Here is a 20292-nt window from a genome sequence, read left to right on the forward strand (position 1 = left end):
AAAAACGTGGTGATACTTTTTTACTGTTTTTAACATAAATTAAAAAATAATAGTTTACTAGTATAACATTTGGGGAACTTTCACAAACACATGTAATAAATATGAAGGGAAGAGGATGCATGTTTGAAAGTGGTTTGCTATTTACATTATTGTCCTGTGTATTTTTCATGGGACTGGTTGCCTGGATTTCATACATAAAGACAAAAGGATCTTTGAATGATTCGACAGGTTATTTTTTAGCCGGAAGGGGATTGACTGGAACGTTCATCGCCGGGTCCTTGCTTTTAACCAATTTATCAGCGGAGCAGTTAGTTGGTTTGAATGGACAAGCTTTCAGGGCGAACCTTTCGAATATGGCGTGGGAAGTGACCGCCGCCATCGCGATCATCATCATGGCGTTATATTTGCTTCCGAAGTATTTAGGAAGAAGCTTCACGACGTTACCTGAGTTTCTGAATCAGCGCTATGACAAAGGGGTTCGTCAGTATACAACCATCCTCTTTATGCTTGGGTATGTGTTTGTTACGATTCCTTCCATGCTTTATTCAGGGGCACTTGCCGTTTTGAAATTATTTGATGTACCCGAACTCATGGGCATTTCCTATACTCAATCGATCTGGATAATTGTGTGGGTGATCGGGATCATAGGAAGCATTTACGCCATTTTCGGGGGACTGAAAGCCGTTGCGATTTCCGATACGTTGAATGGAGTCGGACTTTTGATCATCGGGATTCTCGTTCCGATTTTAGGGTTTTATGCGTTAGGAGAAGGAAGTTTCCTATCAGGTGTGAAAGAGATTGCCACCAACAATCCGGAAAAGCTGAATTCGATTGGCTCATCTTCAGATTCAGTTCCGTTTTCAACGATTTTCACGGGAATGATTTTTGCAAATTTATTTTATTGGGCATCTAACCAATACGTGATTCAAAGGACCCTTGGGGCTAAAAACTTAGCGGAAGGACAGAAGGGTGTCATCATTTCAGGTTTCTATAAGCTACTTGTGCCATTCATGATGATGCTGCCGGGAGTCATTGCTTTTCATCTTTATGGAGATTCATTGAAAAGTGTGGATTTGGCTTATCCGGCTTTGATTAATGCGGTGCTGCCTTGGTATCTGACAGGTTTCTTCCTGGCCGTGCTGCTGGGTGCTGTGCTGAGCTCGTTTAATTCCCTGTTAAATAGTGCCGCTACATTATTTGCATTGGATATCTATAAGCCTCAGTTCAACCCGAATGTCAGTGATCAGAAATTAATCTCGATCAGTAAGTGGTTCGGAGCCGCACTCGCAGTTGTTTCCATGTGTGTGTCCCCTATGTTGATTCATGCGACAGACGGCTTGTGGGATCTGATCCGAAAATTCACGGGATTCTTTAATATTCCGATTATCGTCATATTATTGGTTGGCGTGTTCTCAAAATGGATCCCTGCCTTTGCTGCCAAAACAGTGATCATTCTACACTTGTTTGCGTACTATATGCTTGTATGGGGAACAGGACATCTATTTGGATTCTCTATCAATATAAACTTTATTCATATTTATGGCATCCTGTTTGTATCAGAGATTGCACTGATGATTCTGATCGGCTTTTGGAAGCCAATGAAGAAGCCATACGAATACCGCTACAATCCAAAAGTGGATATGATGCCTTGGAAATATAGCATTCCATTGTCCATCGTACTCATGGCGTGCGTGGTGCAAACGTATTTCATATTCTCTCCTATAGGACTGGCATATGAAACAAGTGTCATTTCGCCATACTTCTGGCCAGCCACCATCGGATTGGTCCTTCTCACCACAGGGTTGATCTACTGGTCAATGAAGAGCTGGACCCGGAAATACCAAGCCTACCTACTGAAAAACAAACCATACAAACTGAACCGGACCAAAAAATACTCCCTGCAGCAGAACCTGAATCCAATCTATTCATCCAAGCTGCTGAAATAAAAAGGAGGGACGGACCTTCATTCCTATGACCAGGTCATAGGAATCGAGGTCCGTCCCTCTCTTATGTTTTATTTTGTACGTTCTAATAGGTTTGCAAGAACGTGTTTTTTATAGGATTCTACTTTGCGTTCCTCGTAGCGGCGAACGCCTGCTTTTTTTAGTTCTTCCACGTACCAGCCTTTGCTTCCGATATGCATTGAAATAAACATCCTTTCTTTGCTTAGTATTGATTGGAATCTCCGACCAGCTCAGAGCTATGAGCTACGTTAAGATTGCTTACGGTTGTACATTGTAACATCTCATTTTTGATGAAAAAAGGGGGTAAACGGAATTTTTCGGATTCATCCTTTTCTGAAAATTTTTATAGGAAGTGAAGAGGTCAAAATTCATTGTTGCAGTGAAATGATGAAGTTTTCGATGCAGAAGGGTAATATGAAAGAAAAGGAATGATCCAAATCGGATCATTCCTTTTTTAATGAACAGCTTTCTTTAATTCCAACTCTTCTTTCTCAAAACGCTCGAACATGATGAAGAAGAGTCCCGCACTCACAAGAGCAAGAATCGACAGAATGATGAACGTCCAATCATACCCTACATAAAGTGACAGGGTGATGGACAGAGGTGCGATGGTCCTTGCAATCGTGAATCGTAAACTTGCTGCAGCAAAGTACTGCCCCCGCATATGATCCGGCGCAAGCTTCGATACAAAGCTTTGCTGGATACCTGCTGTCATCAACTCTGCAAACGTGAATACTGCCATCGCGATCACAAACATCCATACCGAGCTTGTTTGTCCAAACATAAAAATCGAAACCGCGTAGATAACAGAAGAAAGGATGAACACATTTCGTTCACGGAACTTCGTGATCCAGCGAGTGATCACCACGGTAAGTAGTGCCACCAGGAATCCATTTTCAGATAGGATCAATCCGAATACCTGTTCACTCACCAATGTCAGGGACCAATCGCCGACGCTGAATAACGTTGCTTGATCCATCACATCTTTAATATATACGGGAAACAAAAGGTCAAGTTGCATAAACGTCTGACCGACGAGAATCCCGGCTAAGATAAATAATAAGAACGTTTTGTCTTTAAAAATAACACTATAATCCTTCATCTGATCTGATATCACACTATGCCAGGCTTTCTTTTTCCCTTCTGTCACTAGTAGCTTACTAGTGTCTAAAGGAGCTGTTTCCCTCGTCATTTTATATAAAAGAAGAGCTAAGAACATGCAAATAAGCGCAGCGGCAATTAAAAGCTCGAAGCGATAGTGAACATAGAAAATTCCACCAAGTATCGGTCCGACCACTACGGCAATATTGATGGAGGTATAAAAGACGGCAAACACATGACTGCGGTCCTTTTCATCCACCACATCGGCCACCATCGCCTGACTTGCCGGCCAATAAAACGAACCAAATACCCCAACTAAACTAAAACAGATAAAGCCGATCATGGCAGAATCAAGCCAAGGTGAACTGGCCAGTCCAAAGATTAAAAAAGCAAAGCCCTGTCCGAAAGCGGAGATGACCATCATACGCTTACGGCCGAAACGGTCTGCGCAATAGCCTCCCATCAGGTTCGCGAGTACTGCAAATACCTGCGAGAGAACCAATAGTAATCCTGCCGTCTGTTTTCCGAATGACTCTGTGAAATAAATCGTCAAAAACGGAAAGAACATCCAGAAGGTAATATTAATCGCTGCTTCCCCAAACAGCCGGACCTTTAAATTACGGTCCCAATCCCGAATTCTCATCTAAATTCCTCCCCTCATGAAACGCTAGATGAACTAGAATATCATAGCTCGATAGGACAAAATAAACAAGACTCATTTACTGGTATTTACAAATTTTTTACTGTTGTTGAAATGGGGGCGAAAGATACCAATTTTCCTTTATTGAATACATTATAAGTATTGATGGGGAAAAGGACGGTGGATGGAGGTGATCGATAGACTTATCCTTATTACCGGGGCTTGGACGCAGGTGGTCGGAACGGTGATTGCAGCAATAGGAGAAACGATGGTCATACAAGAAGAACGATACAGTCAAGAGCCTTTCGGATTTCGGTTGGTCTCCATTGGAAACGGATTTGAAGCGGCAGGAAACTCATTGCAAGCGGTAGGGGCTGAAAAGCTTTCCGACGGCTCAGAAGGAGAAACCTTGAGAATAGTGGGAGATTGGATTCAGGCCTCTGGAAACGTCACAAATGTTGTAGCGGCTGAGCTTCAATTTGCAGGTAGGGAGGAGGAAGGATTGAATCTTGATATACTCGGGGATACCTCTCAATCCATCGGAGCAGCATTTGAAGCGTACGGAGCAACCCTTACTGATCTTGAATTTTCAGATCTTCTCGCAGCGGGAAATACGATTCAATCTCTGGGTGCTGCACTTGAAGCGGTGGGGGAGTTGTATATTCTGAATGAAAATAAGGAAATCGGTTTGCAAATTACTGCATTCGGAAGTTATGCACAGGCAGCAGGCGCTACGATTGCAGCGATCGCGTTGACGAAGCAGTATGGGTGAGCTTCTTGACCGAAAGTATCTGCTTCGAAAATGGACTAATAACTTATGAAGTGAAGAAAGATGGGATCATGGGAGGAGGATACACCGAACGAAAGGGGGGAGATTGCGTCTATTTTCAGGTTTTTTGCGTCAATCTATAATTTTATGCGTCTTTATTTTGATATATGCGTCTTTTTCCAATTTTATGCGTCAAAATTTCAATATATGCGTCTTTTACCAGTTACATACAAAAGATTGAGCGCTCAGTCAACAGGTTTTCATCCAACTCCCACCTCATCTCCATAAAAAAATCCCAAAAGGCAGCCAAACCACCTTCTGGGATTCCATATTACTGACTAAACTTAAAACGCCCAACCGCCATCGCGGAATACTGCTTCAGTCGAGCCGTCATCTTTCACTCCATCGATGTTCATTTTGTCTGAACCGATCATAAAGTCAACGTGAGTGATACTGTTGTTCAAACCGTTTTTCTCAAGCTCTTCTTCACTCATTTTCTTTCCGCCTTCGATACAGAATGCATAGGCATTACCGATTGCAAGGTGGTTTGATGCGTTCTCGTCGAATAAAGTGTTGTAGAATAACACGTTCGATTGAGAGATTGGGGACTGATGAGGAACAAGGGCGATTTCCCCAAGGTAATGAGATCCTTCATCTGTATCCACAAGGCGCTTCAAAATTTCTTCGCCTTCCTCAGCCTTAACGTCCACAATGCGGCCGTTTTCAAATGTAATCGTAAAGTTATCGATCACGTTTCCGCCATAGCTAAGTGGCTTTGTGCTTGATACTGTTCCGTTTACACCTGTCTTTAGAGGAACCGTGAATACTTCTTCCGTCGGCATGTTCGCCATGAAAGTGGTTCCTTGTTCATTCACACTTCCAGCTCCTACCCATAGGTGACCTTGAGGAAGCTCGATCGTAAGGTCCGTCCCCGGTGCCGTATAGTGAAGCTTTTTGTAGTTCTTTTCGTTCAGGTATTCCACTTTTTCGTGAAGGTTTGCGTCGTGATCCTTCCATGCCTGGACAGGGTCAGCCTGGTCGGCGCGGACTGCTTTGAAGATGGCATCCCAAAGTAAATCCACCTGTTCTTCTTCAGAAGCATCAGGGAATACTTTTGCAGCCCAGTCCTTCGAAGGAGCAGCCAGTACGCACCAGCTTACTTTGTCCGATTGAATGAATTGACGGTATTTGGACATTGCTTTACCGGCTACTTTTTGGAAGTTTGAGATACGATCTGGATTTACCCCTTTAAGCAAGTCAGGGCTTGAAGACACGATGCTCATGAATGCAGCTCCGCCTTCAGCAAGCTCCTCGACTTCTCTTGCTTTCCACTGAGGGAACTCCTGGAATGCTTCGTCTGGAGCAAGATCGTATTTCGTACGATTGACCACATCGTCATTCCAGTTAACGTATACGTGCTTAGCCCCAACTTCATAGGCTTTCTTTACCACTAGGCGAACAAATTCCGCAGAATCGATGGAGGTGTTAATGACCAGGGTCTGACCTTTTTGAACATTGACACCGACTTCTACAGCCAGGCTTGCGTATTTCTCAAGATTTTGTTGGAAATTAGGCATATGTATTCTCCTTTTTTCAGAATGTTCTATTACATTCTTATTGTATCAGTGCCTACACCGTTTGCAAGTGTTTACACCCATCTTTCTATCGTATGCGAAAGAATGGAAAATTATTTTTGGTGCATGAAGAATATGAAAGTTCTATGGCATTCAAACAAGAATCATAGCCTTGTCTTGGACAACTATACTATAATGATTGAAGCAATACTCTAGATAAAAAAGGGGGAAGAAACATTGGCGTGGAATGTCCTTTTATTACGAATGTCTGCCATCTATGGGTTTATCGGAGCATTTCTCGGGTCTCATATGGCAGGAGCCGGATCATATGCATTTAAGCCCATTCATGCTCATATTTTAGTAGTTGGTTGGTTAAGCTTATTTGCGTATTCATCCTATTATCGTTCCTATCAGGTGCCGAAATCTTCAAAACTGGCATTTGCACATGTATGGACTGCGATTATCGGTTCGATCGGATTGACAGCCGGAATGTGGATGTATAACTTAAATCCATTCAATCTGCCGGCAAGCTTCACGATGGTCTTCTATATAGTAGGGGGAAGTACATTACTACTGAGCTTTTTCCTGTTTGTATTTATGACATTTAAATATAGTGAGAGTAAGAAGTAAGAGATTGGCCTGTTTTCAGTTGGAAAACAGGCTTTTTGGTGTGAGTTGAGTGGTTCGTGGATAAGTTGTACTTGATACATTTCACGAAGCGGGTGCCTGGCACGAACCGGGCATCTAGTGCCAGGCACCACTATCCAAACAAAAAACTCCTCCCCATCTAAATGGAGAGGAGTGATTCCAGCCTATGTTGACGATTGATCCCGCTGCTGCTCTTGAAATAAGAACCGGTAGTCCATCGGGTTTTGGATCAAGTCGGCCAGGGTGTATTCGTCAAGGACAGAGAGATAGGCGTTTAACGCTTTTCCGAGTACATGCTTTAGTCCGCAGACTGGAGTGATGACGCAGTTGTTGTTTTGGGCGTCAAAGCATTCGACAAGGTGGAAGTCTTCTTCTGTGGTCCGGACGAGTTTTCCGATATTTATATCTTCCGGGGATTGAGCTAGTTTGATTCCGCCGTTCCTGCCGCGGATCGTTTCGATCAGACCGTTTTTCCCCAGTTCATACGTCACTTTCATCAGGTGATTCTTTGAGATGCTGTAGGCATCGGCGATTTCTTTTATATTAGAGAGTTCATCCTTTGGTTTTGATGCCAGGAAGATTAGGACTCTCAGTGAGTAGTCAGTGTATAATGTTAGTCTCATTTATCTCACCTTTCCGATCCGTTATTATTATTATACAGAAGGAAGCATGTTTGTGTCTAAATGTGGCTGTTTTGTTAAAGATGTATTTTGTATATTGCTTTATAGGAAAAAGAGGAGTACGCTAAAGATGTATTTAAAATATATCTTTAGAGGTGACCAAAATGCTATCTCAAAAAACCATTGAAATCGTGAAGTCAACTGCGCCTGTATTAGAAGTGAAAGGAACGGAAATTACGTCCACTTTTTATAAAAATATGTTTGCGGATCATCCTGAGTTATTGAATATTTTCAATCATGCCAATCAAAAAAAGGGAAGACAGCAAACCGCATTAGCCAATACGGTATATGCAGCTGCACAGAATATTGATAAGCTCGAGATGATCCTGCCCGTTGTAAAGCAAATCGCTCATAAGCATAGAAGTTTAGGAGTTAAGCCGGAGCATTACCCGATCGTTGGGGAGCACTTACTTCAAGCCATCAAACAAGTACTTGGAGATGCAGCGACAGATGAGATTATTGAAGCATGGGGAGAAGCATACGGTGTCATCGCCGGAGTATTTATTGATGTAGAAGAAGAGATGTACAAAGAAACGGAGAGCAAAGACGCGGGATACAGAGACTTTAAACCGTTTATCGTCGCGAAAAAAGTAGTGGAAAGCGATAGTGTAACCTCTTTCTATCTTCGACCAAAAGAAGGAGGCAAAGTCCCGACCTACATGCCGGGTCAATATATTTCCGTACGGGTGACCATCCCTGATGAAGAGTTCACCCATATCCGTCAGTACAGTTTATCAAGCGCTCCGATGGAGGACCTCTTCAGGATTTCTGTTAAAAGAGAAGCAGAATTTGATCCTCAAGGGAAGGTGTCGAATTTCTTACATGACAAAGTAGCCGTAGGAAGTGAGATTGAAGTCAGTGCTCCGGCAGGGGATTTCTACTTAGTGGATGGCGACTCACGTGTTGCTTTAATAAGCGGAGGTGTCGGCATCACACCTATGATGAGTATGCTTGAAACGGTAGCGAGAACGAAGCCGGAACGCCCGACTGCCTTTATTCATGCGAGTAAACACGAAGGGGTCCATGCCTTTAGAAAAGATGTCGACGCTTTAATGGAAGAGTTAATGAACGGGGAAGCGTGCTATGTTTACGAAAATCCCCGTGACGAAGCTCAGGGTCATTACAAAGGATATGTGAACAAAGAAATCCTATCTCAATATGTGGATGCAGAAACGGAATGCTATGTGTGTGGACCGGTACCATTTATGAAAGCTGTCATCACAACGTTGAAGGAGATGGGAGTTACTGAATCTAACATTCACTTCGAATTCTTTGGACCAGCGATGGATTTATCGAAGAAGGATAATGTAACAGTTTAAAAAGCTGTTCGTAGATGGATTTGAAAATAAAATGGGAAAGTTGAAAATAAATTGGCCGGAATTGAAAATAAAATGAGGAATTCGAAAATAAAAGTGATGAAATTGAAAATAAATTAAGTTATTGCCTCTACCAACGGCCCAAATTGCCCTCATTTCACCCAAGTAAACAGAAAACGCCAGGAAAAATCCTGGCGTTTTTTCGTATTTATAAGCGATGTTCATCCTCATCCACCCGGTTTTTAAACGCTTCCTGGGTAACAATCAGTTCTTCATCCCCGGCAGCGTCTTCTGAATGTTTTCTCTCTGGTGCACTATTCTGGGGGAAGTTTCCTGGATGTCCCTTTTTCTTTGAATCGAACGATTTTCCACGTGCCATGTCAGCCACTCCTTTTCATCATTGATACAGGTAGTTTTTCCAGCACGTACGAAAATATGTGAGCCGAATTGTCAGAAAATAGACGTATGTGACGCATTCAAATCTTCAGCCTTTTGGATATACTAATGGTAACAAGTGGTTAGTGATCGATACGTCAAAGACCTGCCGCGTCCACTTAAGTTTGAAGCAGGAGGGGTTATGGATGGATTTTTCAATGATCATATCTGAGCAACGGATTAAGAAGGCTTATGAAGAAGGGGAGTTTAAAGAGCTTCCAGGCTTCGGTAAACCTCTTGATTTAGACGACGATTTAGGAATTCCCCAGGAGCTGAAGATGGCCCATCGGATGATGAAGAATGCCGGCTTTACAACGGATGAAATCAATGTAAAAAAAGAAATGATGCGCATAGAAGACTTGATTAAAGCATGTGATGACGACTTGGAGAAGCGGGAGCTGCAGAAGAATCTAAATGAAAACATGCTCAAATACAACGCCATGCTTTCCAAGAAGAGAATCAACACAAACGGTTCCTTGTTCAAAAATTATGAGCATAAAATAGAAAACAAGTTGCTGAAATAAAGAAAACACCACTTTCGACAAGGAAAGTGGTGTTTCTTTATTTCTTCTCGGGTTCATCTTTAAATAAGAAGAATGAGATCACTCCGGACAAGAGGGCCGCTCCAATGACAATCATGTTTTTGGCTTCGGAAGGGATCTCAGAGTATCCTTTGCCAAGCATCCAAGTCGCTACCACGGCTACGATAAACATGATGGGGATCATCATGATGATTCTTCGTTTCAAGGTGCCACATCCTTTAGTACTCTAATGATGCTTTTAGTTTATCATATTTTACATCTCCACACTGCGTTGAATTCGCTTTGCGCTTGTGGCGGTATCTTGAACATATTTTGCAATCATACGGTTATCACCATGAAGGGTTTCAATCGTGGCGCTGATTTCCTCGAGTCCTGCAGAGGTTTGCTGAATGACGGCTGCAAGCTCTTTCGTCGATAGCTCAGCCTCTCCGGTTTGTCCTTTTACATCAGCAGCAGTAGAAGTTAAGTGCCGGAACTCGTTTGACAGGTCAGCAAGCTTTTCTCGCAGTGTCGTGAAATACTCTGTTACTTCACCGGTTGCCCCGACATTTTCATCCAGCTTTTCTGAGCTGAGATTCATAATTTCGACAGCAGAAGAGTTCACTGAGTTAACGGAAGCAAGATTGTCGTTAATACGGGTGGCTGTGTTTCGTGTAATCTCTGCGAGTTTTCGAATTTCATCTGCTACAATACTAAACCCCCGCCCGGCTTCACCTGCCCTCGCCGCCTCGATGGACGCATTTAAAGCGAGTAGATTGGTTTGATCTGTAATGTCTTGAATGCTTCCTATAAACGTATTTGTTTCTTCTATTTTGCTTGTTAATTCACTGAACGTTTGACGAAGGCCTTCAATAATGTTTTTAAGCTCAATCATGTTTTCCTGCAAGTAAGTGACACGCTCACTGCCTGCCACAGCAATAGAATTCGCTTGATTGGAATGGTCAGTGAGATTGTTTGAAAGCGTGGAAACCTCCTCCATTTTATTCATCGTCGTTTCTGAAACGGCAGCAATGTTGTTAATCTGATCACTTTGCGTGACGCTACCAGCTGATATTTCATTAACGGCCGTTCTCATTTCATCATGTGAGACAAGGTGGGTTTGAATCTGCTCGTTTATTTGGTGAATGCTTGCAGAGATGGTCGCTAATTCTTTTTGAAGGAAATTTCGTTGTTCTTCTTTTTTCATGCTTTCGGTTTCTGTCATGTTGATAAATTCCTGAAGCTGCCTGAATTGATTGCGGTTCAAGTGAATCACCACACCAAGGACCGTCCCCAATAGTATATATACAAGGAAAGCCGGAAGGAATAATTCTGAGAAAATCGGGTCGTTTGCAGGTGCAAGAGCTCCATTTAAGATGAATAAAGCGAGTCCTGACCCGTACCCGATACCAAAGATCACTGGATTAAAGTGAATGGCACTGATGACAGCCAAAAATAATAAGATGACTAATTCTGTGGGATTGGATCCTTCTAAAAACAGCCAAATCCCGATGATGGCATACACAGTTGGAATGCTGAAATAGACATAGGAATGTGGCTTTTTTAACATTAGTTGCAACACAATGAAGTATGCGGCCAGAATCATGATCTGGGAAGCGAAAACAGTTACAGCGGTGATTCCTGACTCATTGATGATGGAATACGTGAGGGCTGCGACCAGGCTGATGGAATACGTGATCAGGAGCAGCAGGTTTTTTCTTTTACTATCGATTTCTTTCAATTGCTCTGGGGTCATGACGTTTCTCTCCTTTAATTGTGACAACTGTATAATACATATATCGACAAAAACAGGTAGTGCTTCATAACATTTTAGGTAATTATTTATAGGGAAATTTTGAATGCTTCCACGTCTCAATAATTAGAAGTTCCATCCGATAATAGTAGTAGACTACGATGAGTAAGGTGGAGCGATCGATGGATAAGACGTCTTTAATAGGAGTCATTTTAGGATTGTTAGCGGTTGGAGTAGGGATGGTTTTCAAGGGAGTGAGCCCCGTTGCCTTATTGAACCCTGCAGCCATTTTAATTATTTTACTTGGAACAGTGGCAGCGGTGACCATTGCCTTTCCTACCCATGAAATTAAGAAGGTACCAAAGCTATTCGGCATACTGTTTAAAGAACAAAAACTGCAGGACCCGAAACACACGATTCAATTTTTCTCCCAATTAGCAGACCTGGCACGAAAAGAAGGATTGCTTGCACTCGAAGCCCAAACCCAGGAGGTAGAGGATCCTTTTTTGAGGGACGGACTTTCATTAGCAGTTGATGGTCAAAGCGCTGATTATATACGGGATGTTCTGCATGAAGAAATTGATGCCATGGAAGAGAGACATAGTGCCGGCGCGCTCATTTTTACACAGGCGGGGACATATGCACCGACCCTCGGTGTGCTTGGAGCGGTAATTGGACTTATTGCGGCCCTCAGTCACATGGATAATACGGATGAGCTTGGTTACGCCATTTCAGCGGCCTTCGTTGCAACGCTTCTTGGTATTTTTACAGGTTACGTTCTTTGGCATCCATTCGCTAACAAGCTGAAAAGAAAGTCAAAGCGTGAAGCTCAGATGAAAATGATGATGGTAGAAGGGATATTATCGATTATTGAAGGTGAATCTCCACGCGTAATTGAACAGAAGCTGGCGTCCTATTTACCGGCAAGTGAGCGGATTTTATTACTTAAGGGGGATGAGGATGAGGCGGCGTAAGAAGAAACATGACGACGAGCATATGGACGAGTCCTGGCTGATCCCGTACGCCGATCTGCTGACGTTGTTACTGGCTTTGTTTATCGTACTCTATGCGTCAAGTTCTGTGGACGCACAAAAATTCAGGGAACTTTCCCAGGTGTTCAGTGAAATCTTCACCGGAGGGACCGGAATGATGGAGTATCCAAGCCCCGTAGCACCTCAGCAGTCGAGCGATCAGAAAATCAAAGAGGCAGCCTCCTCAGGCAATGATGAGGAAAAAGAAAAGGAATTAAGTAAGGAAGAGCTTGATAATCAGGCTTTTCTGAAGGATCAGGAAGAGTTAAGAGGAATCCAGGAAAAAATAAATCAGTATATCAAAACGAATAATCTGGAGGTTCAATTCCTAACGAAGCTTACCGATGAAGGATTGCTACTCACAATCCGGGACAATGTATTATTCGACTCGGGGTCGGCCATAGTCCAAGGCAGTGACCTGAGCGTCGCTGGTGAATTATCGGCACTCCTTGAAATGAATCCTCCACGGAATATTATCATCAGCGGTCACACGGACAACGTGCCGATCAGTAATGCGGCATACGATTCAAACTGGGAGCTGAGCGTCATGCGGGCGGTCAATTTCATGAAGATCATTTTGGACAATCCAAAGCTTGATCCCCAGTGGTTCAGTGCAAAAGGGTTTGGGGAATTCGAACCGATTGCCGACAATGGAACACCAGAAGGCCGGGGACAAAACCGCAGGGTGGAAGTGTTGATTCTGCCAAGGGTTTCACAATGAAGAAATGATCTGCAGACACAAGTTGTCTGCAGATTTTTTGTTGGGCAGAAGTTGGCGTATTTCCGGGGAAATGAACAGGTTTTGTCGAATGGAAACCCCTTCCCAAACCAACTCAAATAGGCATTCACCAAATAATTCACCCTCATCCTTCCTCATTTTCAAACAAAATGTTTCACACCATCCAAATTAGGGAAAAGTTTGAAAAAGCTTTTAGAAGTAGTGGCTAATTTTTCAGGAAAATGGTTTTCATATATGAGGACGGAGGGCATTATACATACTTTTGCACGATCATTTACGTCTGGCCCAATCAGCGATTCCAAACCTTAGCCACTGCCTCTACTAAAAGGAGGAGCACGATTGGATACTTTTTTTGACATCATAGGTAAAGTTTCGGCATGGTTATGGGGGCCACCATTAATCATTGTCCTGGGTGCAACGGGTTTGTACCTGACATTTTTATTGAAATTCATTCAATTTCGCTATCCTCTCTACATATTCAAGCAGACGGTAGGGAGCGTTTTTAAGAAACCGAAAGGCGAAGGAACGGTGACGCCGTTGCAGGCCTTGACGTCGGCTCTATCGTCCACCATCGGGGCAGCGAATATTGTCGGTGTACCGGCAGCAATCATGTTTGGTGGGCCGGGAGCTATTTTCTGGATGTGGGTGATTGCCTTAATTGGAATGGCCCTTAAGTTTTCTGAGAGTGTACTTGCGGTTCGCTATCGGGAGAAGAACGAAAAGGGAGAATATGTTGGCGGTCCCATGTACTACATGACGAAAGGGTTAAACATGAGATGGCTCGGTGTATGGTTCGCATTTGCCCTTATGATCGAGCTGATTCCGAGTGTGATGGTGCAGGGGAATGCTGTGGCATCAACGGTAGAAGAAACATTTAATGTAGATGGACTTTTCACGGGCATTGCTGTTGCACTCATAGTTGTTTTAATCGTATTTGGTGGAATAAAGCGTATTGGTAAAGTGACGGAAATATTTGTCCCGTTCATGGCTCTGATCTATGTAGGAAGTGCATTGGTCATCCTTTTTATGAACATTGATGCAGTGCCGGAATTCTTCAGTCTGATTCTGTCGAACGCATTTCAACCCATGTCTGCAATGGGAGGGTTCGCCGGGGTAGCAGTGGCTGAGACGATCCGTTGGGGATTTGCCCGTGGGTTATATTCCAATGAGGCAGGACTTGGAACTGCGCCGATTGCCCATGCGGCAGCACAAACCGATCATCCCGTCAGACAGGGACTTTGGGCAATTGTAGGAATCGTGATTGATACGATCATTGTCTGTACAGCAACGGCCTTCGTCGTGTTATCTTCAGGGGTTTGGACAGCAGAAAATGCACTGGATGACCCATCAGCCCTTACGACAGAAGCATTCACAAGTTATTTCGGGGGATTTGGTGGAATCCTCGTTACGATTTCATTGATTTTCTTCGTACTATCGACGATTATCGTGATTGTCTTTTATGGGGCAAAGCAGGCGGAATTCCTATTTGGCTGGAAAGCGGCACAGGGGATCAAGATTGTTTATACGGTTGCGATCGTACTTGGTTCAGTTGGAGCGGCAAAAGTCATTTGGCAGTTCCTTGACTTAGCGCTTGCAGCCATCTTGATTCCGAATATCATTGCTGTTCTTCTTTTAAGTAAAGAAGTGAAGAGGCTTACCCAAGAATTCTTTACGTCGGAGGAGTATTACTTGAAAGACACTGGCAAGGTTAAAGAAAAGAAAATCTCATAGTTCAAAAGGCTTGTTTTTCCGAGAGGGAGGGCAAGTCTTTTTTGTGTGTAATTCTGACTGTACTGCGTATTTTGAAGCATTTTTCGGTTGTGGATGATTATGGAATTAGTGATAATGATTTTCATTTAGTTGTTGACTCCCCTTGAAATCTTACTGTAATATAGGTTTGTGTTAATTGATAATGATTTTCAATATCAATGATATTCAGTTAAAATCAATGAAAGTTTTGGGGATAGTCATGAAACAACGTTACCTTATTATTGCGCTTATCTTACTGTCACTCCTGTCTTTATTTGTAGGAGTGAGCCATATTACACCGATGGATTTACTGCAATTTCAATCCGAAGAAACACAGATTTTTCTCATCAGTCGATTACCGAGATTGCTGGCAATCTTACTTGCCGGTGCGGGTATGAGCATTGCAGGGTTGATCATGCAAAGCTTGAGTCGAAACAAGTTCGTATCCCCTACGACAGTGGGAACCATAGATGCTGCCAGGCTGGGAATCCTTGTATCGATGATTGTGTTTGTGAATGCCTCAATACTTGAGAAGATGATTGTTGCCTTTGCATTTGCGTTAGCCGGCACGCTGCTTTTTATGCAAATACTCGATCGGATCAAGTTCAAGGATGCAGTCTTTATTCCCCTCGTCGGGTTGATGCTTGGGAATGTGTTATCTTCGGTGACAACGTTTTTTGCCTACAAGGCAAATGTGATTCAAAATATGGCAGCATGGCTGCAGGGTGATTTTTCATTAATCATGAAAGGTCGATATGAACTTTTATACATAAGCATTCCCATTATGATCATTGCCTATCTTTATGCAAATAGGTTTACTGTCGCCGGGATGGGGGAGGACTTCTCCAAGAATCTGGGTGTTTCTTATCGCAGGATAGTGAATATTGGCCTCGTGCTGGTTGCGCTCATTACGGTGACAGTCGTCTTGACCGTCGGGATGATTCCATTCCTGGGGTTGATCATACCCAATATCGTTTCCATCTTCAAAGGAGATCACTTACAGAAGACATTGCCACATACGGCCTTACTTGGAGCGATCTTCCTTCTCGTCTGTGATATTTTAGGCCGGGTAATCATCTACCCGTATGAAATCTCGATCAGTTTAATGGTTGGGGTCATCGGCAGTGCCATCTTCTTATACTTGCTGGTAAGGAGGAAGGCATATGCGTAATCGGTGGAAAATGCTTGTTTTACTAGTCGTTGCCCTATTGTTTTGTGGGATTTATTTATTCTACGAGCTAAATGGAAGCTACGATTATGCACTGCCTCGACGGGGGATGAAGGTGCTTGCAATGGTCATTACGGGAGTCGCGATTGCCTATTCAACGGTCGTGTTTCAAACGATCACACATAATCGGATTTTAACACCGAGTATTATGGGGCTTGATTCTCTTTATCTCCTTTTTCAAACAGGTATCATTTTCTTCTTGGGATCGGATCACATGCTTGTCATAAACAAGAATATTAACTTCTTAGTATCTGTTGCAGCCATGATTTCATTTGCTCTTATCCTGTATCAATTATTATTCCGACATAGTAATCAACCAATCTACTTTTTATTGCTGGTTGGAATCATCGTTGGCACATTCTTTGGGAGCATCACCACATTCCTGCAAGTGTTGATAGATCCAAATGAATTTTTAATGGTTCAGGATAAGATGTTTGCGAGTTTCAATAACATGAATGCGGATCTGGTTTGGCTCGCCCTTATCATTGTCACCATCGTGATGATGTTTGGCTGGAGAAAGATCCATTACCTGGATGTCATGTCATTGGGAAGGGCGATGTCCATTAATCTGGGTGTGCCTTATGACCAAATAGTGCGTCGTATGCTGGTGATTTCATCTGTACTCATTGCTGTTTCAACCGCCCTGGTCGGTCCGATCACCTTTTTCGGGTTGATTGTCGCAAACTTAGCTTATCAATTCTTTCGGACCTACAAACATAGCATTTTCATTACCGGTGCGAGTTTGATGAGTGTCGTTGCCCTCGTTGGGGGACAGTGGGTGGTAGAACGGATTTTTACGTTTTCCACGACTCTAAGCGTGATTGTGAACTTCATCGGAGGATTGTACTTTATATATCTTTTGTTAAAGGAGAGTAAAGCCAAATGATACACATTCGAGGGCTGTCCAAGTTTTACGGGAAAAAGCTGGTGGTAGAAGACGTGACCGTCACGATTCATCCTGGTCAAATCACTTCGTTCATTGGACCGAATGGTGCAGGAAAGTCGACCCTTTTATCAATGGTAAGCCGTCTGCTCGATTCAGATAGTGGTGAAATCATACTGGATCAGGCCGATCTCAGGAAAATGAATTCAGACGACCTTGCCAAAAAAATCGCGATCTTAAAGCAATCGAACTTTCTTAACGTCCGATTGACCGTGAGAGAACTGGTCTCGTTTGGTCGATTTCCGTATTCAAAAGGCCGACTAAACGAAGAAGATGAGAGAGTGGTAAATCAAGCATTGGACTATATGAATCTGCTGGACTTGGAGGGGAACTACTTAGAAGAATTATCCGGTGGGCAAAGGCAGCGGGCATTCATTGCCATGGTCATCGCCCAGGATACCGATTATATTCTCCTGGATGAACCCCTAAACAATCTGGATATGAAGCATTCGGTCCAGATCATGAAGATTCTGCGCAGATTAGTGGATGACCTGGGAAAGACGGTCGTCATCGTCCTGCATGACATTAATTTTGCCTCTGTGTATTCAGACAGAATCGTAGCGATGAAAAACGGAAAGGTCATTAGAGAAGGTTCAACCAATACCATCATACAAACCCAAATATTGAAGGAAATCTATGATATGGATATTCCTGTGCAACAGATGAATGACAATCGGATTTGTGTTTATTTTAATTCATAAAAAAAGAGGAGAAAAGAAAATGAAAAAATGGTCATTGATGACAATATTATTTACAGTCTTACTAGTTTTGGCAGCGTGCGGTTCTAAGGAAGAATCAACGACAGAAGCAAAAAATTCAGGTGGAAATGAAGAATCGAAAGAAATCACAATAAAGCATGAACTTGGCGAAACGAAAGTGAAACAAAACCCTGAAAAGGTCGTCGTGTTTGATTTTGGTGTCCTTGATACGTTAGATGAGCTTGGAGTGAAGGTAGCGGGTGTACCGCAAGCAACGATCCCGCCATACCTTGAAAAATACAGCGGTTCTGACTATACAAATGTAGGAAGTTTGAAAGAAGCAGACTTTGAAGCGATCAGTTCAATGAAACCGGATGTGATTTTCATCTCTGCACGCCAATCGGAAATGTATGAAGAATTTGCGAAAATCGCTCCGACCGTATATGTTCAAACGGACTACACAAATTATATGGAATCGTTCACAAGCAACATGGAAACCATTGCAGAAATCTTTAATAAAGAAGATGAAATGAATAAGGAATTAGAGGATGTTCAAGCTCAGGTCGACGGCATTAAAGAGAAGACAGGAAGCCTTGATAGCAAAGCGTTGATCTTGATGGGGAACGAAGGAGAAGTCAGTGCATACGGTCCTGGGTCACGTTTCGGGATTCTCCACGATGTATTTGGATTCAAACCTTCGGATGAGAATATTGAGGAATCCACTCATGGGCAAAATGTGACGTTTGAATATGTGTTGGAACAGAATCCTGATGTTCTATTTGTGATCGACCGTGATGCTGCATTTGATCCGAACGCAAGCGTGAAAGATTCAATTGAAAATGAACTTGTACAAAAAACGAACGCCTATAAAAATGAAAAAATCGTCTATCTGAATGGGGGCCCATGGTACCTTTCAGGGGGCGGACTTCAATCGATGAAACAAATGGTTGAAGATGCGAAGGCAGGTTTATAATATGTTTTATCAAATAAAGAGACTGGTAGTGAAAGAGGGAACATCATCCAAAGTGGTTGAAAGGTTTTCTGGTGAGGGATTAATTGAAAAGCAGCCAGGGTTTATCGACTTAAAGGTCCTCGTCAAAAAAGTCCGCCGCGGCGACGAAGAAGTGCTGGTCCTGATTCAATGGAAATCGGAAGACGATTGGAAGAATTGGGAGAAGAGCCCCGAGCATATTGCAGGTCATAAAGCGAGTGCAGGCAAACCTAAACCTGATCATATACTTGAGTCCAGTCAAAATGTGTATGAGGTAAAAGCAGATAAATAATGAAAAAAGTGTCCGGCGCATAGTGGGACACTTTTTTTCTTTTATTTACCATCTTGTCTAAAATTAAACAAAAGTTTAGAATATTAACAAAAGTTACTTTTCTTTATAGGGGTGGGAGCTTGTGAACGAAAAAGAAAAGCTTTTGTTAACGTATATTGAAGAAAATCCATTTATGACTCAACAGGAATTGTCCGAGCGAAGTGGGATGTCACGATCAGCGGTAGCAGGGTATATTTCGAATCTGGTGAAGCAGGGGAAAATCCTGGGTCGGGCGTATGTTCTTCCAAAGAAAAACGGGATCACGTGCATCGGGGGAGCGAATATCGACCGGAAGCTTCAGTTGGACGATAAGTTTATTCCTGAAACCTCAAACCCTGCGAAAACAGAGCAATCCAGTGGAGGCGTGGCACGCAATATTGCCGAGAACTTAGGACGCTTGGGAAGACAGGCCAATTTGATAACGGTTGTAGGAGAAGATACGGAAGGAAGCTGGCTTTTATCTCAAACGAAACCGTTTGCCGATGTATCCGCATCCCAACGACTTTTAAATGAAAGTACCGGGGCTTACTCCGCGATATTGGACGAAGAAGGGGAAATGATGTTTGCCCTGGCTGATATGAGTATTTATGAAAGCGTTGACATTGGTTTTATTGATAAGAGATGGGGGTTGATTTCTTCATCGGAAATGGTACTCCTCGACACCAATTTTCCAGAGGATGTATTGAAGTATATCATTCGCAGGTGCCAAACCGAGGGGGTGCCCCTTACGATCATCCCTGTTTCCGAGCCAAAAGTGTTGAAATTGCCAACGTCATTGGAAGGGGTGTCGTGGTTCATATGCAATAAAGGGGAAGCGGAAACGTATGTAGGAATGAAGATCGAGACAGAGGGGGACTATTTTAAAGCGGCCAAAGCCATCACTCAAAGAGGGGCGGAAAGGGTCGTGATCACCCGGGGAGATAAGGGCTTAATCTATTATACTACCTATAAAGAAGCGAGAGCCGTTTTACCTCCAAAGGTTGAAGTCGCTGATGTTACCGGTGCTGGAGATGCCCTTGTCGCGGGAATATTATTCGGTTTTTTAAAAGGATCCGATACAGACGGAGCCTGCCGGATCGGAGTGATCTGCTCGTCCATTACGCTGCAATCCAAGTTTACGGTGGCACCTGCGCTGAACAAGACCAAGCTTCAACAAGAATTTAGTCATTACTATTAATTAG

The 20292-nt window shown here is 43.1% G+C and carries 21 protein-coding genes; 14 read left to right on the forward strand and 7 right to left on the reverse strand.

Features of this window, described 5'->3' with window-relative positions:
* Positions 1-101 precede the first annotated feature (101 nt).
* Positions 102-1946 carry a solute:sodium symporter family transporter gene (locus ACCB35_RS02805; RefSeq protein ID WP_374055640.1) on the forward strand — a complete coding sequence of 615 codons (1845 nt, stop codon included), beginning with the start codon at positions 102-104 and terminating at the stop codon, positions 1944-1946.
* Positions 1947-2014: 68 nt separating this feature from the next.
* On the opposite strand, the gene ACCB35_RS02810 is transcribed toward ACCB35_RS02805, so the two are convergent.
* Both ACCB35_RS02810 and ACCB35_RS02815 read right to left on the reverse strand, forming a co-directional pair.
* Positions 2015-2143: a YflJ family protein gene (locus ACCB35_RS02810; RefSeq protein WP_079530789.1), complete on the reverse strand. Its 129-nt coding sequence runs from the start codon at positions 2141-2143 to the stop codon at positions 2015-2017.
* Between the two features lie 275 nt (positions 2144-2418).
* Entirely contained in the window at positions 2419-3708 is a 1290-nt protein-coding gene (locus ACCB35_RS02815) for an MFS transporter (RefSeq protein WP_044339207.1), read from the reverse strand.
* A 187-nt stretch (positions 3709-3895) separates the two neighbouring features.
* Between ACCB35_RS02815 and ACCB35_RS02820 the strand changes: the two genes are divergently transcribed.
* Positions 3896-4477 carry a hypothetical protein gene (locus tag ACCB35_RS02820; RefSeq protein ID WP_374055641.1) on the forward strand — a complete coding sequence of 194 codons (582 nt, stop codon included), beginning with the start codon at positions 3896-3898 and terminating at the stop codon, positions 4475-4477.
* A gap of 341 nt (positions 4478-4818) precedes the next feature.
* Here ACCB35_RS02820 and ACCB35_RS02825 read toward each other — a convergent pair whose 3' ends face one another.
* Positions 4819-6051 carry an aminopeptidase gene (locus tag ACCB35_RS02825; RefSeq protein WP_374055642.1) on the reverse strand — a complete coding sequence of 411 codons (1233 nt, stop codon included), beginning with the start codon at positions 6049-6051 and terminating at the stop codon, positions 4819-4821.
* 234 nt (positions 6052-6285) lie between these two features.
* Here ACCB35_RS02825 and ACCB35_RS02830 point away from each other — a divergent pair, with 234 nt between their 5' ends.
* A complete protein-coding gene (locus ACCB35_RS02830) occupies positions 6286-6678 on the forward strand; it encodes a hypothetical protein (RefSeq protein WP_374055643.1) in 393 nt (130 codons plus the stop codon).
* A 182-nt stretch (positions 6679-6860) separates the two neighbouring features.
* On the opposite strand, the gene ACCB35_RS02835 is transcribed toward ACCB35_RS02830, so the two are convergent.
* The gene (locus ACCB35_RS02835) at positions 6861-7319 is read right to left on the reverse strand and encodes an Rrf2 family transcriptional regulator (RefSeq protein WP_044339209.1); all 459 of its coding nucleotides are present in this window, start codon (positions 7317-7319) and stop codon (positions 6861-6863) included.
* Positions 7320-7480: 161 nt separating this feature from the next.
* Between ACCB35_RS02835 and hmpA the strand changes: the two genes are divergently transcribed.
* Positions 7481-8695 (forward strand): NO-inducible flavohemoprotein, encoded by a 1215-nt coding sequence (gene hmpA / locus ACCB35_RS02840; protein WP_374055644.1) that lies wholly within the window; start codon positions 7481-7483, stop codon positions 8693-8695.
* Positions 8696-8900: 205 nt separating this feature from the next.
* Here the strand turns inward: hmpA and ACCB35_RS02845 are convergent, their stop codons facing one another.
* Positions 8901-9071 carry a hypothetical protein gene (locus ACCB35_RS02845; RefSeq protein ID WP_172655755.1) on the reverse strand — a complete coding sequence of 57 codons (171 nt, stop codon included), beginning with the start codon at positions 9069-9071 and terminating at the stop codon, positions 8901-8903.
* A gap of 202 nt (positions 9072-9273) precedes the next feature.
* On the opposite strand from ACCB35_RS02845, the gene ACCB35_RS02850 reads away from it, so the two are divergent.
* Positions 9274-9651, forward strand: a complete 378-nt coding sequence (locus tag ACCB35_RS02850; RefSeq protein WP_374055645.1) for a DnaJ family domain-containing protein — start codon at positions 9274-9276, stop codon at positions 9649-9651.
* Positions 9652-9688: 37 nt separating this feature from the next.
* On the opposite strand, the gene ACCB35_RS02855 is transcribed toward ACCB35_RS02850, so the two are convergent.
* Positions 9689-9874, reverse strand: a complete 186-nt coding sequence (locus ACCB35_RS02855) for a hypothetical protein (RefSeq protein WP_044339212.1) — start codon at positions 9872-9874, stop codon at positions 9689-9691.
* Between the two features lie 48 nt (positions 9875-9922).
* Positions 9923-11404, reverse strand: a complete 1482-nt coding sequence (locus ACCB35_RS02860; RefSeq protein WP_374055646.1) for a methyl-accepting chemotaxis protein — start codon at positions 11402-11404, stop codon at positions 9923-9925.
* Between the two features lie 179 nt (positions 11405-11583).
* On the opposite strand from ACCB35_RS02860, the gene motA reads away from it, so the two are divergent.
* The 9 genes from motA (at position 11584) to ACCB35_RS02905 (ending at position 20288) form a co-directional block, all read left to right on the forward strand.
* Positions 11584-12375, forward strand: a complete 792-nt coding sequence (motA, locus tag ACCB35_RS02865; protein ID WP_374055647.1) for a flagellar motor stator protein MotA — start codon at positions 11584-11586, stop codon at positions 12373-12375.
* On the forward strand, positions 12362-13153 hold the full coding sequence (motB, locus tag ACCB35_RS02870; protein ID WP_374055648.1) for a flagellar motor protein MotB: 792 nt from the start codon (positions 12362-12364) through the stop codon (positions 13151-13153). The genes motA and motB overlap by 14 nt, the downstream gene beginning before the upstream one ends.
* A gap of 357 nt (positions 13154-13510) precedes the next feature.
* Positions 13511-14902 (forward strand): alanine/glycine:cation symporter family protein, encoded by a 1392-nt coding sequence (locus tag ACCB35_RS02875; RefSeq protein ID WP_374055649.1) that lies wholly within the window; start codon positions 13511-13513, stop codon positions 14900-14902.
* Positions 14903-15140: 238 nt separating this feature from the next.
* Positions 15141-16091, forward strand: coding sequence for an ABC transporter permease (locus ACCB35_RS02880; RefSeq protein ID WP_374055650.1), 951 nt, complete (start codon positions 15141-15143; stop codon positions 16089-16091).
* Positions 16084-17034: an iron chelate uptake ABC transporter family permease subunit gene (locus ACCB35_RS02885; RefSeq protein ID WP_374055651.1), complete on the forward strand. Its 951-nt coding sequence runs from the start codon at positions 16084-16086 to the stop codon at positions 17032-17034. Before ACCB35_RS02880 ends, ACCB35_RS02885 begins: the two co-directional genes overlap by 8 nt.
* Complete coding sequence (locus ACCB35_RS02890) at positions 17031-17792, forward strand: ABC transporter ATP-binding protein (RefSeq protein ID WP_374055652.1); 762 nt, start codon at positions 17031-17033, stop codon at positions 17790-17792. The genes ACCB35_RS02885 and ACCB35_RS02890 overlap by 4 nt, the downstream gene beginning before the upstream one ends.
* 19 nt (positions 17793-17811) lie before the next feature.
* Complete coding sequence (locus ACCB35_RS02895; RefSeq protein WP_374055653.1) at positions 17812-18762, forward strand: siderophore ABC transporter substrate-binding protein; 951 nt, start codon at positions 17812-17814, stop codon at positions 18760-18762.
* A 1-nt stretch (position 18763) separates the two neighbouring features.
* Positions 18764-19072 carry an antibiotic biosynthesis monooxygenase gene (locus ACCB35_RS02900; protein ID WP_044339256.1) on the forward strand — a complete coding sequence of 103 codons (309 nt, stop codon included), beginning with the start codon at positions 18764-18766 and terminating at the stop codon, positions 19070-19072.
* 121 nt (positions 19073-19193) lie between these two features.
* On the forward strand, positions 19194-20288 hold the full coding sequence (locus tag ACCB35_RS02905; protein WP_374055654.1) for a carbohydrate kinase: 1095 nt from the start codon (positions 19194-19196) through the stop codon (positions 20286-20288).
* Positions 20289-20292 lie beyond the last annotated feature (4 nt).

This window comes from Rossellomorea sp. FM04394, from assembly GCF_041889765.1.
In the GTDB taxonomy this organism is placed as follows: Bacteria; Bacillota; Bacilli; order Bacillales; family Bacillaceae_B; genus Rossellomorea; species Rossellomorea aquimaris_B.